We start from the raw sequence: 14,800 nt of genomic DNA, 5'->3' as shown, positions 1-14,800 counted from the left end.
GCGGCGCGCGGGTCATCCTCGCGAAGGTTCGCGCAAGGGTGAAGGAACGTCGGACGCTCTGGCCCATGCCGTATCGCGCGCGCCTGCTGCTCGGGCAGTTGACGACACGGTTCGGGCCGAGTGCCGCCAATTAAATCAGGTTCGGTTTCAGGACGGTTGCTCCCGTCCGGGACAAAACCACACGCATCAGGCCAGATCTTTCCCGCCGAAGCAGACAGCTGCGCGGTGCAACGCCCCACAACTCATCCTCGCCCTGCCTGAGCAAGCGCGCGCCGTGCCCGGTTGGGCTGGAGTGTCGCCCCCCCTTCCACGCGAACGGCGATCTTCTCTCAAGGCCGCCAGCGTTAAGATCGGTTGACACGGCGTAATTGGCATGTGTAATAATTGCGCATAGCGAAAAAAACTTTGCATAGCGAATTTTTTTCGCTTCACGATCTTGGAGGAGAGCCCGTGAAACAAGCCGACGCGTCCGGTCCGAAGACGAGAATCGCACAGGCGCACGCCGACCGCGTGACAGTGCGCGGGGCGGACCTGTGTACCGAATGTATCGGGCATGAAACCTTCGCCGCCTATTTCCTGAGGCTTCTGAATGTCGAGCGGACCCCGGCGCTGGTGGCGCTGGTCGACGCCACGCTCATCGCAATCGCCGAACACGGGCTGGTGCCCTCGGTGCAGGCGGCGCGCATGACCTACGCCGCGTCGCCAGAGTCGCTGCACGGGTCCGTCGCCGCCGGTCTGCTGGGATGCGGGTCGGTGATCCTTGGCGCATCGGAAACCGCCGGGGCGTTCTTGGGCGACCTGAACCGCAAGGCCCACGCAAGCGGACGTCCACTGGACGAGGTCGCGCTGGACGCCGTGTCCGAAATCCGCGCCGCGCGCCGGGCGCTGCCCGGTTTCGGCCACCCGATCCACAAGCCCGAAGATCCCCGTGCATGGCGGCTTCTGGAGCTTGCCGAAGACCTTGGCTCTGCCGGCGCCAACTGCGCCGCGCTGAAAGCGGTGCACGGGGTCGTGCCGCATGTGTATGGCCGCGCGCTGCCACTAAACGTGTCGGGCGCCATTCCGGCGGTGCTGCTGGATGCCGGTTTCCCGCAAGGTGCGATGAAGGGCATCCCGCTGATTGCTCGCACCGCGGGACTGATCGCGCATCTGCTAGAGGAACAGGAACATCCCATCGGCTTTGCCCTGTCCAACACCGCCGAGGCCGGGATCGACTATGACGTTGCGCCCAGCGCGAAGGATCTTGCAGCGGAAGGAGCCTCATCGTGAGCGGCATGTTGTCCGGCCTGACGGTCATCGACCACGGCACCTTCATTACCGGTTCTTTCGCGACGATGCTGCTGGCCGATCTTGGCGCGACGGTCATCAAGGTCGAAAAGAAAGACGTCGGCGACCCCTACCGCAGCTTTCGGGGCGGGCTGTATGCCCCGCATTTCCAAGCCAACAACCGGTCGAAGCAAAGCATCGGCATCGACCTGAACGACGACGCCGACCGCGAGGTTCTGCTGTCGCTGATCGACGAGGCGGACGTCTACGTTCAAAACTTCCGCCCCGGTGTGGCCGAAAAGCTGGGCCTGTCCGCCGAGACGCTGCAAGGCCGCAATCCGAAGCTGATCTACTGCTCGATCTCGGGTTTCGGCCCCGATGGCCCGCTTGCCGCGCGACCGACCTATGACACGGTGGCGCAGGGCATGTCAGGCTTTCTCAGCATGTACGTCGGCGGCGACGAACCGCGCATCGTCGGCCCCGCCATCGCGGACTCGCTGACCGGGCTGTACGCGGCTTACGGTATCCTTGGCGCAATCGCCGGGCGCGAGCGGACCGGCAAGGCGTCGAAGGTGGATCTGTCGATGCTGGAAACGGTGATGCACTTCGCCAGCGAGCCCTTCGCGAACTTCTTCGGCAACGGCAAGCCGTGGGGGCCCTACGACCGCGCCAGCATCTCGCAGTCCTATTCGCTGGAATGCGCCGACGGGTCGCTGATCGCGCTGCACCTGTCATCGCCCGAGAAGTTCTGGACCGAACTTCTGGCGGCCATCGAACGGCCCGACCTGAACGACGATCCCCGGTTCGACAGCCGCATGAAGCGTGTCGACCATCACGATGAACTTATTGCGGAATTACGCCCGGTGTTCGTCCGCAAAACGCGCGACGAATGGAGCGCGCTGCTGGACAAACACGACGTGCCTTTCGCGCCGATCTACACCCTCGCCGAGGCGCTGGAGGGCGAGCAGGCAAAGCACCTTGAGGTCCTGCAGACCGTCACCCACCCCGAGATGGGCGAGATCCGCATGATACGAAATCCGATTACCTATGACGGCGACCGGCGGTTCAGCGCCGGGCCGCCACCGACACTCGACGAGCACGGAGCAGAGCTTCGGGACCGGACAGCCCGGAAAAAGGCCTAAACCGGATCACTGTCCAAGGGGAGGAAGACAGGATGAACGACGTCAAACACGGCTCTGCCGTTCCAGAGATCATGGCGCGGCCCGCGCCCAAGACGCGCAAAGAGCCGGTCCCGCCGAACATGCAGATCGACCGCGTGGTCGAGATGCTGTCGAAGCCCGGCGAAGGTGTGGATCCCGATCTGCAACGCAAGATCCTGATCGTGGCCAAGCACCTGCACGCGATGCTGGACGAGCTTGAGGTGGGCGAGCCCGAGATCCTCAAGGTCTACGAATTCCTCGACCGCGTCGGGGCAAACGGCGACATGATGCTGCTGGGCGACCACTTTGGCCTGTCGGTCCGGGCCAACGACATCTCGTACCTGCAAAGCCGGGGTACGGTGCCGAACGTCATCGGCCCGCTGTACCGCGAGGACGCGCCCTTCATGGACAACCCCGGCCAGATGGTCGCAGACGACGAACCGGGGCGGCACATCATCCTCAGCGGTCAGGTCCGCGACTGCGACACCGGCAAGCCCCTGCCGGGTACGATCCTCGATTTCTGGCAGTCGAACCACGAAGGCTTCTACGAAGATCAGCGCCCCGACATGCCCGACTATGAATTCCGCCGCCGGATCAAGGCGGATGATCAGGGCCGCTATTCCTTCCGCACCATCGTTCCGGGCGGGTACTACATCGCCAACCGCGACACGCCGGTGGTGGAACTGACGAAGGCCGTGGGTCTGGGCAGTTTCCGCCCGCCGCACATCCACCTGATGGTCGATGCCCCCGGCTTCACCCACCTGACGACGCTGATCTACTTCGAGGGCGAACCGTCCAACGAACATGACAGCATCTTTTCGTTCCGGGTCGAGAACATGGCCCGCATCAAAGCGCCCGCCCAGCCGGGCACTCCGGAAACCTGTGAGTTCGACATCGAACTCATCCGCGAAGACTAGGACGTTCATATGGTTCAGATCTCTTATCTGACGTCGATCGAATTCGAGGCGGGCAGCGTCGCCACGCTTCCCGAACAGCTGGCGAAGCTGGGCATAAAACGGCCACTGCTGGTCAGCGACCACGGGCTGAAGGCCGCGGGGCTGGTCGACAAGGTGCTGGCGCTGTGCCCCGAAGGGACGCCCGCCTATCTCGACGTGCCGACCAACCCGACCGAGGCCGCGACGCTGGGCGCGCTGGACGCCTACCGCGCACATGACTGCGACGGGCTGGTGGCCTTGGGCGGCGGATCCCCGATCGACCTTGGCAAGGGCGTGGTGCTCCTGGCCACCCACGAGGGGCCGCTGGAACGCTACGCGGTGATCCTTGGCGGGCTGGCCCGCATCACCTCTGCCGTGGCGCCGATGATCGCCATCCCCACCACCGCCGGGACCGGCGCAGAGGTCGGGCGCGCCGCGCTGCTGACGCTGAACGACGGGCGCAAGCTGGGGTTCATCAGCCCCTACCTGTTCCCCCGCCTTGCCCTGTGCGACCCGGAACTAACGCTGGCGCTGCCGAAATGGCTGACCGCCGCCACCGGCCTCGACGCGCTGTCGCACTGCATCGAGACGTTCTGTTCGCCCAAGATCAACCCGCCCGCTGACGCCATCGCGCTGGACGGCGCGGGCCGGATCTGGGGCAACCTGGAAGCCGTGTTCAACAAGGGCGACGACCTGGCAGGCCGGAACGAGTTGATGATGGGCTCGCTGGAAGGCGGGCTGACGTTCCAGAAGGGCCTTGGCGCGGTGCACGCGCTGTCGCACGCGCTTGGCGGGCTGAAGGAACCCAGCCTGCACCACGGTACGCTGAACGCGATCCTGATGCCGCCGGTCCTGCGCTTCAACGCCGACGTGTTGGCCGACAAGTTGCCGCGCCTGAAGGCCGCGATGGGCCTGCCTGCGGATGCCGACCTGGCCGACGAGCTGGACGCGCTGAACGGACGGCTGGGCATCCCCAAGGGGCTGCGCACGCTGGGTGTGACCGAGGATCAGTTCGACTATGTCGTCGAACGCGCCCTTGCCGACCACAGCCACGCGACCAACCCGCGCGAAGCCACGGCCGCCGATTACCGCCAGCTTCTTGAAACGGTGTGGGTCTGACATGCCCGCGATGGAGCCTTTCGTCACCCACACCGGGCGCACCGCGCCGTTACGGCTGGTCAATGTCGACACCGACATGATCATCCCCAAGCAGTACCTCAAGCTGATCACCCGGACCGGGCTGGGCGAAGGGCTGCTGATCGAACGCCGCCTGCTGGACGACGGCATGCCCGACCCAGAGTTTGCCCTCAACCAGCCGCGCTATGAGGGTGCCAGCATCCTGATCGCGGGCGATAATTTCGGCTGTGGTTCGTCGCGAGAACAGGCGCCCTGGGCGCTGATGGACTGCGGCTTTCGCTGCGTGATCTCAACCAGCTTCGGCGACATCTTCTTCAACAACTGCTTCAAGAACGGCCTTCTGCCGGTTCGCGTGCAGCCCGATGAACTGGAACAGCTGTTCGTTCACGCCGAAACCGCGAACGACCCAAGCCTGACCGTCGATCTGGAGGCCGAGGAGATCCGGCTTCCCGGCGGCGGCAGCATATCCTTCGCCACCAGCCCCTATCAGCGCCGCCTGCTGCTGGACGGGCTGGACGAGGTTGCCATGACACTGAAACGCGATCCCGAGATCGCCGCCTTCGAGACCCGCCACGCCGCGAACCGGCCGTGGCTGCTGCAAGACAGGACCCAGCCGTGACAAGCTATAACCTTCTCCTTCTTCCCGGCGACGGGATCGGACCCGAGATCATGGCCGAGGCCGCCAAGGTGCTGGCCGCGCTGTCCGATCTGGGGCTGGCGCACTTCGAGACCGAGGAAGACCTCGTCGGCGGCGCGGCCATCGACGCGCGGGGAAACCCGCTGTCGGACGAAACCATCGCCTTGGCCAAAGCCGCCGACGCCACGCTTTTCGGCGCGGTCGGCGGCCCGAAATGGGACGGCAAGGGGCCGTTCCACTTGCGTCCGGAAATCGGCATCCTTGGGCTGCGCAAGGCGTTGGGGCTTTATGCCAACCTGCGGCCCGCGAAATGCTATGGCCCGCTTGCCACCGCCTCGTCGTTGCACGCGGAACTGGTTTCCGGGCTGGACATCCTTGTCGTGCGGGAACTGACCGGGGGCGTCTATTTCGGACAGCCGAAGGAAATCGTCACGCTTCAGGACGGTCAGCGCCGCGCGGTCGACACGCAGGTCTACACGACGTCCGAGGTCGAGCGCATCGGCCGCGTCGCCTTTGATCTGGCCCGCAAGCGCAAGAACCTTGTCCATTCCGCCGACAAGAACAACGTGATGCGCACCGGCACCCTGTGGCGCGAGACGATCACCGACCTGCACGCCGCCGAGTTCGCGGACGTGACGCTGGAACACATCCTTGCCGACAACCTTGGAATGCAGCTGGTGCGCAAGCCGGGTCAGTTCGACGTGCTGGTGATGGACAACCTGTTCGGCGACCTGCTGTCGGACGTGGCCGCGATGCTGACCGGCTCGCTTGGGATGCTGCCGTCCGCGTCGCTGGGCGATGCGGACCCCGTCACCGGCAGCCGCCCGTCGCTGTATGAACCGATCCACGGGTCCGCGCCCGACATCGCGGGGCAAGGCTTTGCCAACCCGCTGGCGATGATCGGCTCGCTGGCGATGTCGCTGCGCTATTCGCTGGACGAGCCCGATCTGGCCGACCGGGTCGAGGCCGCCATCGAAAGCGTGCTGGAACAGGGCCTGCGCACCCCCGACATCGCCGCACCGGGGCAGAACGCCGTCAGCACCGCCGAGATGGGCACCGCCGTCGCGGAGGCCCTGCGCGCGGGCGCGACATCGGAAGCCGTCGCATGAGCGCGGCGCGGACCATGTTCGACCGGATCTGGGACGATCACCTGATCGACACCCAGCCGGACGGCACGTCGCTGATCTATGTCGACCGGCATCTGGTGCACGAGGTATCGTCGCCGCAGGCGTTCGAGGCGCTGCGCCTTGCGGGACGCACCGTGCGGGTGCCGGAGAACACGCTGGCCGTCGCAGACCACAACATCCCAACGCTGAACCGCGCAGCCGGGATCGCGGACCCCGACAGCCGCCTGCAGGTCGAGACGCTGGAACGCAACGCCGCCGAGAACGGTATCGACTTCTTTGCCGGGTCCGATCGGCGGCAGGGGATCGTCCACGTCATCGGGCCGGAACAGGGCTTCACCCTGCCCGGCGCGACCATCGTCTGCGGAGACAGCCATACCTCGACCCACGGCGCGTTCGGGGCCTTCGCGATGGGCATCGGCACCTCTGAGATCGAGCATGTGCTGGCCACGCAGACGCTGGTTCAGCGCAAGCCGAAGAACATGCGCGTGACCGTCGACGGAGAACTGCCCGAAGGCGTCGGCGCCAAGGACATCATCCTTGCGATCATCGGCGAGATCGGCACCGGCGGCGCGACCGGCCACGTCATCGAATACGCCGGCGAAGCGATCCGCGCGCTGTCGATGGAAGGCCGGATGACCGTCTGCAACATGTCCATCGAAGCAGGCGCGCGCGCGGGCCTGATCGCACCGGACGAGAAAACCTTCGCCTACCTCAAGGACCGCCCCCGCGCGCCGAAGGGCGACGCATGGGACACCGCCGTCGCCGCGTGGCGTCAGCTGCCGTCCGATCCCGATGCCGTCTTCGACCGCGAAGTTCATCTGGACGCCGCCGCCCTGCCGCCGGTCGTAACTTGGGGCACCAGCCCCGAGGACGTCGTGTCGGTCGCGGGCAGCGTGCCGGACCCCGCCGACCTGACCGACGAGACACAGCGCCGCTCCAAGCGGCAGGCGCTGGACTACATGGGCCTGCTGCCCGGCCAGCGCGTGACGGACATCGAACTGGACCGGGTTTTCATCGGCTCGTGCACCAACGGCCGGATCGAGGACCTGCGCCTTGTCGCCCGCATGGTCGAAGGCCGCCGCGTGCACGACCGGGTGTCGGCCATGATCGTCCCCGGCTCGGGCCTTGTCCGCGAACAGGCCGAGGCCGAGGGGCTGGACCGCATCTTTCTCGACGCCGGTTTCGAATGGCGCGAACCGGGCTGTTCGATGTGTCTTGCGATGAACCCCGACCGGCTGGAGCCGGGCGAACGCTGCGCGTCGACTTCGAACCGCAATTTCGAGGGGCGGCAGGGCTTTCGCGGCCGCACCCATCTTGTTTCCCCGGCAATGGCCGCCGCCGCCGCGATTGCAGGGCATTTCGTTGACGTCAGAGGTTGGTCATGACCGGCACCCCCATCCGCCTTCTCGGCTTTTCCGGCAGCCTGCGCGCCGGGTCGTACAACTCTATGCTGCTAAGCCATTTCGCGAGCCGTCTTCCCGATCATGTCAGCTTCGAACAGGCCCAGATCGCCGACCTGCCGCATTTCGACGCCGACCTGATGGCGGACGGGTTTCCGAAGCCCGCGGAGCGTCTGATCGCGCAGGCGCAAGCCGCCGATGCCGTGGTGTTCGCGACGCCGGAATACAACTTCTCGGTCCCCGGCGTTCTGAAGAACGCCATCGACTGGGTGTCGCGGGGCAAACCCGCCCCGCTGGCGGGCAAGCCGGTGGCGATCATGAGCGCCTCGACCTCGATGCTGGGCGGTGCGCGGGGGCAGTATCACCTACGACAGATGCTGGTGTTCCTGGACGCGCACCCGGTCAACAAGCCCGAGATCTTCATCAACTTCGCACCACAGAAATTCGACGACACCGGCGCCCTGACCGACACGGTCGCGGCGGGGCTGGTGGACGACATGATCTCTGCCCTGCTGCAATGGCAGGCCAAGATCGCCCCATGAAACCACGCCGCGTTCCGGAGGAGGACCGGGCCGCGGCCAACGGGGGACCAATCGCCCCTACCACCAGAGCAAGACACATCAATCGGAGGAGACCCGACATGACGCTTCAGACTCGTTTTCGGACGGCGACGGCCGCCTTGGCCCTTGCCAGCCTGCCCGGCTTTGCCGCCGCGCAAGAGGTGATCGACATCACCATCGGCGCCAGCCACCCGCCGGCCGTGGCTTGGGTCGCCCAGATCACCGAGACCTTCATCCCCGAGGTGAACCGCATCCTTGCCGAGGACGGCAACTACACCGTCGAGTTCAACGAGATGTACAGCGGCACGCTGTACAAGGTAAACGAAACCCTGACCGCGATCAGCGACGGCATCGCCGATGTCGGCTGGGTGTTCAGCCTTGTCGAGGGCAGCCGCCTGCCGCTGACCCAGATCACCGGCTACCTGCCCGGCGTGACCAGCGATCCGGTCCTGTTGATGAACGTCTTCAACGACCTGAACGAAACCGTTCCCGCCTTCCAAGAGGAATGGGATCGGCAGAACGTGGTCTTTCTGTCGGCCACCTCGGGCGACGGGCACCAGTTGTTCACCAAGTCCCCGGTCACTTCGCTGGCCGACATCGCGGGCATGAAGATCTCTGCCCCCGGCAGCGTCGGGACGTGGATGGGCGGCACCGACGCGATCCCCGTGGATGGCGCCGCGACCACCTTCTACACCGACGCCGCCACCGGGCTGACCGAGGGCGCCAACACCTCGTTGTCGGTCGCCAACTCGATCAAATACTTCGAGGTCGCGCCGCACGTCACGATGGTCAACCTTGGGTCCACTTTCTTCGGTGGGCTGATCGTGAACAAGGACGTGTGGGAAGGTCTGCCCGAAGAGGTTCAGCAAGCCTTCCGCGAGGCCGCGCGCACCTACTCGGTCGCCGTGGGCGAGGACGTGAACGGACGGGTCGAGAAGATCAAAACCTACCTGTCCGAGGAAGGCCCGTCGCAGAACCCGCCGATCACCGTCACCGAGATGTCGGCAGAGGACCGTCAGGCGTGGTTCGACGGCCTGCCCAACCTTGCCCAGCAGTGGGTCGACGCCAACGAGGCGCAGGGCCTGCCCGCGCGCGAGGTGCTGAAAGCCTACATGGAAGCCGCCCGTGCAGCCGGTGCGACCCCGGTGCGCAACTGGGACGAAGAAGTGCAGTAACGCACCCGGGCCGGGCGTCCGTTCGGGCGCCCGGTCTACACGGAACGTACGCGCGGCCGAAGCCGCCGGCAGGGAGGGCATGACATGGCGGCACGATCCGCACGACTGACGCCGCTTGGAGTGGTCGTCGATATTTCCAACGTCATTGGCGTCTTACTGATCTGGGCGGTCGTCGTCCTGATGTGTCTCGACGTCGTGTCCCGCAACCTGCTGAACCAGCCCATCGCCGGGGTGGCAGACATCGTCGCCTCTTCCGTCGTGGCCATCGTGTTCCTTCAGCTTGGCTCTGCCGTGCGGAACGACCGCCTGACCCGCGCCGATTTCCTGCTGGCCCGCATCCAGACCGGCGCGCCGGGGCTGGCGAAGATCCTGGGCATCCTGTTTCACCTGATCGGTGCGGCCATCTGCATCGGCATCGTCAACTGGACCCTGCCGAAACTTGGCAACGCGTGGACCCGGTCGGAGTTCGTCGGAATCGTCGGCGTGATGACCTTCCCGCGCTGGCCGGTGCTGGCAATCGCCGTCTATGGCGCCGGTCTGGCCGCGATCCAATTCCTTGCCCACGCGGTGCGCGAGGCCCTGCCCCGCCGCGCGGCTTCTTCGGAGCATTCTTCCTGATGGATATCTCGGTCGGGTTCTGGCTTATCGCCATTCTTCTGTTCGGCATCATGATCGGCCTGCCGGTGGCTTTGGCGCTGATCACCTCGTCTTTGATCGGCATCGCCGCGATGCGGTCGCCCGAGCTTGCCGGTCGCTTTCTGGCGGCGGCGGCGAACGATTCCGTCAACGATTATCTCTTCGGGGTCATTCCGCTGTTCGTGCTGATGGGCATGATCGTCTCTGCCTCGGGGATGGGACGGGACACGTTCGACGTGTTCGAGTCCCTGCTCCGAAGGCTAAGCGGCGGGCTGGGCGTGGCGACCGTCGCCGCGAACACGGTGTTTGCCGCGATCACCGGGGTCAGCATCGCGTCGGCGGCCGTGTTCTCTAAAATCGCGGTGCCGGAAATGCGCCGCCACGGCTATTCGGCGGAACTGGCGGTGGGCACGGTCGCGGGAAGCTCGGTGCTGGGGATGCTTATACCGCCCAGCCTGCTGCTGATCGTCTATGGCATCATCGCCGAGGAATCCATCGGCCGCCTGTTTCTGGCCGGGCTTCTGCCGGGCGCGCTGCTGGCGCTGATCTTCGCTGCCATCATCCTGATCACCGCCCGGCTTCGCCCCGGGTCGGTCGGGCAGCGCGCGGACGGCGCCCCCCTGCCCGAGAACGCCGCCCTGCCGCCCCGGATGAGCGGCCCGACCCTGCTGGCGAAGATCGCGCCGATGCTGATCCTGATCCTGCTGGTCCTTGGCGGCATCTACTCGGGCAAGTTCAGCCCGACCGAGGCCGGCGCAGTCGGCGTTGCGGGGGCGCTGGTGATCGCCCTGCTGCGACGCAGCCTTGGCCCGCGCAGCTTGTGGCGCCTGTCGATGGAGACGGGAAGCATCAACGTCTCGATCCTGTTCCTGATCATCGCCGCCACGCTGTACAGCCGCGCACTGTCGCTTAGCGGGCTGCCCGCCTCGGTGGCGGACGGCATCACGGCGCTGAACCTTGGATACGTGGGGTTCCTGATCTGCTACGTGGCGATCCTTCTGGTGCTGGGCTGCTTCATCGACTCTGTCTCGATCCTGCTGATCGTCATCCCGATCATGCTGCCGGTGATCGAAGGCATGGGGCTGGACCCGATCTGGTTCGGCATCGTGTCGATCGTCTCGATCGAGGTGGGCCTGTTGACGCCGCCCTTCGGTCTGTCGGCCTTCGTGGTGAAATCCAGCCTGAACGACCCCGACCTGACGCTGGGCACCATCTTCCGCGGCGCGTTCCCGTTCCTGCTGGGTATGCTGCTGCTGGTCGCCATCCTCGCCGTCTTCCCGCAGATCGCTTTGGTCCTTGCCAGATAACCCAGCCCACGAAAGGAGTGACCGCCTTGGCCTATCACATCAGCACAGAAGAAGTCCGGCAGAAGACGCGCGGGATGCTGCAGCGCGAGCTTTACGTGGTCGTGACCTCGCCCGTCGATGGCAAGGAAGACCTGCTGAACGAGGTGACGCCCGCGCATCTTGACCATCAGGTCCGGATGGAGCGCGAGGGGCACATGGTCGCCGCCGGTCCGCTTCTAAGCGAGGACAGCGAAAGCTTCGACGGCACCGGAATGTTCGTCCTGCGCGCGGCCTCGATCGACGCGGCCCGCGCGCTGTGCGACGAAGACCCCATGCACGCCAGCGGCGCGCGCACCTATACCATCCGGCCGTGGATGGTGAACGAAGGCGGTGTGACCGTGCGCGTCACCTTCTCGGACCAGCGCGGCGAATTCACCTGACGCCCTGCCGGGACGGGTCCCGGTGCGCCCGTCCCAGCCGATGTCCGGCGTCTGCCACGGCCAGCAGCATTTGAGCTTCGGTGCCGGAAGACTATAGTGACCCGAAACCCCGGCAGGACGCGTCAGATGCGCCCCCCAAGCCAGCCGGCGTCAAGATTCGAGGCAAAGATGAACAAGACCTCCGCGTCGCAAAGACCACACGAGGGTGACCGCGATTTCGTCGAGTCACTGGCCCGCGGTCTGGAGGTCATCCTGTCGTTCACCCGCGAAAGCCCCGAGATGACGCTGAAGGAAGTCGCGGAGAAGACCGGTCTTAGCCCGGCCACGGCGCGGCGGTCGCTGCACACGCTTCGCAAGCTTGGCTACGTCGGCATGAACGGCAAGCGGTTCCTGCTGCGCGCCAAGGTGCTGTCGCTTGGGTCCGCCTTCCTGAACTCGATGAACATCAAGGACGTGGCCGACCATTTCCTGCAGGAAGTGCACGAGGAATTCCACGACGCGGTGTCGCTTGCCGTGCTGAACGGCAATCATGTGCTGTACGTTTCCCATATCTCCAGCATGCGCGATAACCGCTTCCGCGCGCGCATCGGGTACAGCCTGCCGATCTACTGCACCTCGCTGGGGCATGTGCTTCTGGCGTTCTCCGATCCGAAGGCCATCGAGACCTATTTCGACACCGTCTCGTTCGAGCGGTACACCTCGCGCACCATCTCATCCGCCGAGGAACTACAGTCCGCGCTGGATTTCGTCCGGCGCAACGATCACGCCGCGGCGCTTGAACAGCTGGAATACGGTGTCCTGTCCGTGGCGGTTCCGGTCCGGTCCCCCGACGGCGATGTGCTGGCGGCGGTGAACTGTTCCGGAGAGCTGTCGCGCGCGAACCTCGACACGATGATCGAAACGCGGGTTCCCGCGCTTAGGAAAGCAGCCGACCGCATTGCCGCCGCGCTTGAACGGCACCCGGCGCTGCTGCATTCGATCCAAAGCGGGAACGTCGACAGCCCGTCGGGTATCGGCGCCGATCTTGCGCTTGGCGGCACCATCGCCACGCCCTAGCGGCCCGCGCGACGCGCGGTTCGCCCCGCCCGGTCTAAAGGAACACGGTCACCGTCGCCGGAACCAGCGCGACCGTGATCAGCACCAGAAGCATCACGCCGATGAACGGAAGCGTGGCGCCGAAGATCTGTTCGACGGACACGTCGGGATCGTTCAGCGTGTTGTGCACCGTGAAGACCGAGATCCCGAACGGCGGTGTCAGCAGGCCGATCTCGACCGCGATCACCGTGACGATCCCGAAGTGCATCAGGTCCAGCCCCATGCCCTGCGCGATGGGCGCGGCAATGGGCACCATGATCAGCAGGATCGACGTGCTGTCCAGGATCATCCCCATCAGCAGGATGATCGCCGCGTAGAACAGCATGAACCCCAGCGGTCCGAAGCCCGACCCGGCCACCAGCCCAGCGATGGCATTCGGCAGGCCCGCGATGGCCAGCATCCGGGAATAGAACGAGGCGGCGATCAGCAGCAGCAGGATCGAGACCGAGATCACGCCGGTCTGTTTCATCACCTGCCACAGCTTGTGGCGATCAAGGCTGCGGCGCGACAGCGCGACCAGCAGCGCGCCGAAGGCACCGACGCCGCCCGCCTCGGTCGGGGTGAAGAACCCGGTGTAAAGGCCTCCCAGCACAAGGATAACCAGCAGGATGATCGGGATCAGCTTGCGGATCAGCTGGCCCAGCGGCATCGGTTCGATGTCGCGGTCCAACCGCCGCGCGCGGGTGCTTTCGGGGTCGCTGAGCACAAAGTTCGGCGCGATGATCGTCACGCTGATCAGCATGACCACGAAGCCGCCCGCCAGCAGCAGCCCCGGAATGATCCCCGCGATGAACATGCCGCCGATCGAGACCTCGGCCAGCACGCCGTAGATGATCAGCAGCAGGCTGGGCGGGATCAACATCCCCAGCACCGAGGACCCGGCGACGGTGCCCGACGAGAAGGCCGGGCGATAGCCGTGGCGCGTCATCTCGGGCACGGCGACGCGGGTGAACACGGCGGCCGAGGCGATCGACACCCCGGTGACGGCGGCGAAGATCGTGTTGGCCGCGACGGTGGCGACGCCCAGCCCGCAGATCATGCGGCGCAGCAGCTCTTCGGCCACCGCGAAGGTATCTCGCCCGACGTTCGAGACGCTGACCAGCAGCCCCATCAGAACGAACAGCGGAATGGTCGCGAACAGGTAGTCGGCGATGCCGGAATAGGCGGTCAGTTCCAGCATCCGGAACGCCAGCCCGATGTTGTCGCGGATGATCCAGATCCCGACGAAGGCCACCGAAAACAGCGCGTAGGCGATCTGCATCCCAAGAAGCACCAGCGCGATCAGGACGGCGATAAGGATGAAACCGATGGTCAGGGTCGTCATTGCGTGGCCTTCACTTCTTCGATCTCGCGGGTCACGCGGTACAGCGCGGCCAGCACCGCGGTTCCGGCCCCAAGGACGGTAATCGCCCGGAAGGGCCAAGTCGGAATGGTCCAGACGCCCTGAACGCCGAAGAACTCGGCCGTCTGCCACGCGGACACGAATTTCGGCCAAGAGGCCCAGACGACCAGCGCGAAGACGACCGCGCCGGTCAGGCAGAACACGATCTCCAGCACCGACACCGCCGCAGGAGACGAGCGCCCGATGCGGCGGACAAGGAAATCGGCGCGGGTCAGACGCCGTTGCAGGATCGCGGCGGGCACCTGCAGGAACACGATGGCCACCACGGTGCGGGCGGCGATTTCGGACACGCCGGTGATCGGCAGGTCCAGCAGGTTGCGGCCGATCACGTCGGCCACGATCAATAGCATCAGCGCCCCGATGGACGCGGTGCCGATCGCCGACATGGCGGCGGCGACGCTGCCCAGCGCCGCGCCAAGCGGCGCCTCGGCGAAGGCCGGAACGAACTGGTCTTCAGGATCGGCGGTCGTGTCTTCGCTCATTGGGCCTGCCTTGCAAGGTGGGCCGGCCCGACCGGAAACGGCCGGGCCGACGGGTAGGTCAC

General features: G+C 65.8%; 15 protein-coding genes. 13 read left to right on the top strand and 2 right to left on the bottom strand.

Translation table 11 applies throughout. The features are described 5' to 3' along the window. Nucleotides 1–450 precede the first annotated feature (450 nt). The 13 genes from P1K30_RS16460 (at nucleotide 451) to P1K30_RS16400 (ending at nucleotide 12,815) form a co-directional block, all read left to right on the top strand. Complete coding sequence (locus P1K30_RS16460) at nucleotides 451–1,269, top strand: citryl-CoA lyase (protein ID WP_275633852.1); 819 nt, start codon at nucleotides 451–453, stop codon at nucleotides 1,267–1,269. 5 nt (nucleotides 1,270–1,274) lie between these two features. Continuing rightward, nucleotides 1,275–2,408: a CaiB/BaiF CoA transferase family protein gene (locus tag P1K30_RS16455; protein ID WP_275633908.1), complete on the top strand. Its 1,134-nt coding sequence runs from the start codon at nucleotides 1,275–1,277 to the stop codon at nucleotides 2,406–2,408. Between the two features lie 32 nt (nucleotides 2,409–2,440). Further along, complete coding sequence (locus P1K30_RS16450; protein ID WP_275633851.1) at nucleotides 2,441–3,343, top strand: dioxygenase family protein; 903 nt, start codon at nucleotides 2,441–2,443, stop codon at nucleotides 3,341–3,343. A 9-nt stretch (nucleotides 3,344–3,352) separates the two neighbouring features. Next, entirely contained in the window at nucleotides 3,353–4,480 is a 1,128-nt protein-coding gene (locus P1K30_RS16445) for an iron-containing alcohol dehydrogenase (protein ID WP_275633850.1), read from the top strand. Between the two features lie 10 nt (nucleotides 4,481–4,490). Beyond that, the gene (gene leuD, locus P1K30_RS16440) at nucleotides 4,491–5,117 is read left to right on the top strand and encodes a 3-isopropylmalate dehydratase small subunit (RefSeq protein ID WP_275633907.1); all 627 of its coding nucleotides are present in this window, start codon (nucleotides 4,491–4,493) and stop codon (nucleotides 5,115–5,117) included. Beyond that, nucleotides 5,114–6,244: a 3-isopropylmalate dehydrogenase gene (gene leuB / locus P1K30_RS16435; RefSeq protein ID WP_275633849.1), complete on the top strand. Its 1,131-nt coding sequence runs from the start codon at nucleotides 5,114–5,116 to the stop codon at nucleotides 6,242–6,244. Before leuD ends, leuB begins: the two co-directional genes overlap by 4 nt. Then, complete coding sequence (leuC, locus tag P1K30_RS16430; protein ID WP_275633848.1) at nucleotides 6,241–7,647, top strand: 3-isopropylmalate dehydratase large subunit; 1,407 nt, start codon at nucleotides 6,241–6,243, stop codon at nucleotides 7,645–7,647. The genes leuB and leuC overlap by 4 nt, the downstream gene beginning before the upstream one ends. Continuing rightward, nucleotides 7,644–8,204 carry an NADPH-dependent FMN reductase gene (locus tag P1K30_RS16425; RefSeq protein ID WP_275633847.1) on the top strand — a complete coding sequence of 187 codons (561 nt, stop codon included), beginning with the start codon at nucleotides 7,644–7,646 and terminating at the stop codon, nucleotides 8,202–8,204. Before leuC ends, P1K30_RS16425 begins: the two co-directional genes overlap by 4 nt. Before the next feature lie 98 nt (nucleotides 8,205–8,302). Next, on the top strand, nucleotides 8,303–9,397 hold the full coding sequence (locus tag P1K30_RS16420) for a C4-dicarboxylate TRAP transporter substrate-binding protein (RefSeq protein ID WP_275633846.1): 1,095 nt from the start codon (nucleotides 8,303–8,305) through the stop codon (nucleotides 9,395–9,397). 84 nt (nucleotides 9,398–9,481) lie between these two features. Then, nucleotides 9,482–10,015, top strand: a complete 534-nt coding sequence (locus P1K30_RS16415; RefSeq protein WP_275633845.1) for a TRAP transporter small permease subunit — start codon at nucleotides 9,482–9,484, stop codon at nucleotides 10,013–10,015. Further along, nucleotides 10,015–11,340, top strand: coding sequence for a TRAP transporter large permease (locus P1K30_RS16410; RefSeq protein WP_338052375.1), 1,326 nt, complete (start codon nucleotides 10,015–10,017; stop codon nucleotides 11,338–11,340). Before P1K30_RS16415 ends, P1K30_RS16410 begins: the two co-directional genes overlap by 1 nt. Before the next feature lie 26 nt (nucleotides 11,341–11,366). After that, nucleotides 11,367–11,759, top strand: a complete 393-nt coding sequence (locus P1K30_RS16405; protein WP_275633844.1) for a YciI family protein — start codon at nucleotides 11,367–11,369, stop codon at nucleotides 11,757–11,759. Between the two features lie 168 nt (nucleotides 11,760–11,927). Next, nucleotides 11,928–12,815, top strand: a complete 888-nt coding sequence (locus P1K30_RS16400) for an IclR family transcriptional regulator (RefSeq protein WP_275633843.1) — start codon at nucleotides 11,928–11,930, stop codon at nucleotides 12,813–12,815. Between the two features lie 34 nt (nucleotides 12,816–12,849). Here the strand turns inward: P1K30_RS16400 and P1K30_RS16395 are convergent, their stop codons facing one another. After that, the gene (locus P1K30_RS16395) at nucleotides 12,850–14,178 is read right to left on the bottom strand and encodes a TRAP transporter large permease (RefSeq protein WP_275633842.1); all 1,329 of its coding nucleotides are present in this window, start codon (nucleotides 14,176–14,178) and stop codon (nucleotides 12,850–12,852) included. After that, nucleotides 14,175–14,738 (bottom strand): TRAP transporter small permease subunit, encoded by a 564-nt coding sequence (locus P1K30_RS16390; protein ID WP_275633841.1) that lies wholly within the window; start codon nucleotides 14,736–14,738, stop codon nucleotides 14,175–14,177. The genes P1K30_RS16395 and P1K30_RS16390 overlap by 4 nt, the downstream gene beginning before the upstream one ends. Nucleotides 14,739–14,800: the final 62 nt, after the last annotated feature.

It is taken from the genome of Psychromarinibacter halotolerans, assembly GCF_029168315.1.
Lineage (GTDB): Bacteria > Pseudomonadota > Alphaproteobacteria > Rhodobacterales > Rhodobacteraceae > Psychromarinibacter > Psychromarinibacter halotolerans.
The sequence above is the reverse complement of the archived record's forward strand: the minus strand, read 5'-3'. Positions and strand labels throughout refer to the sequence as shown.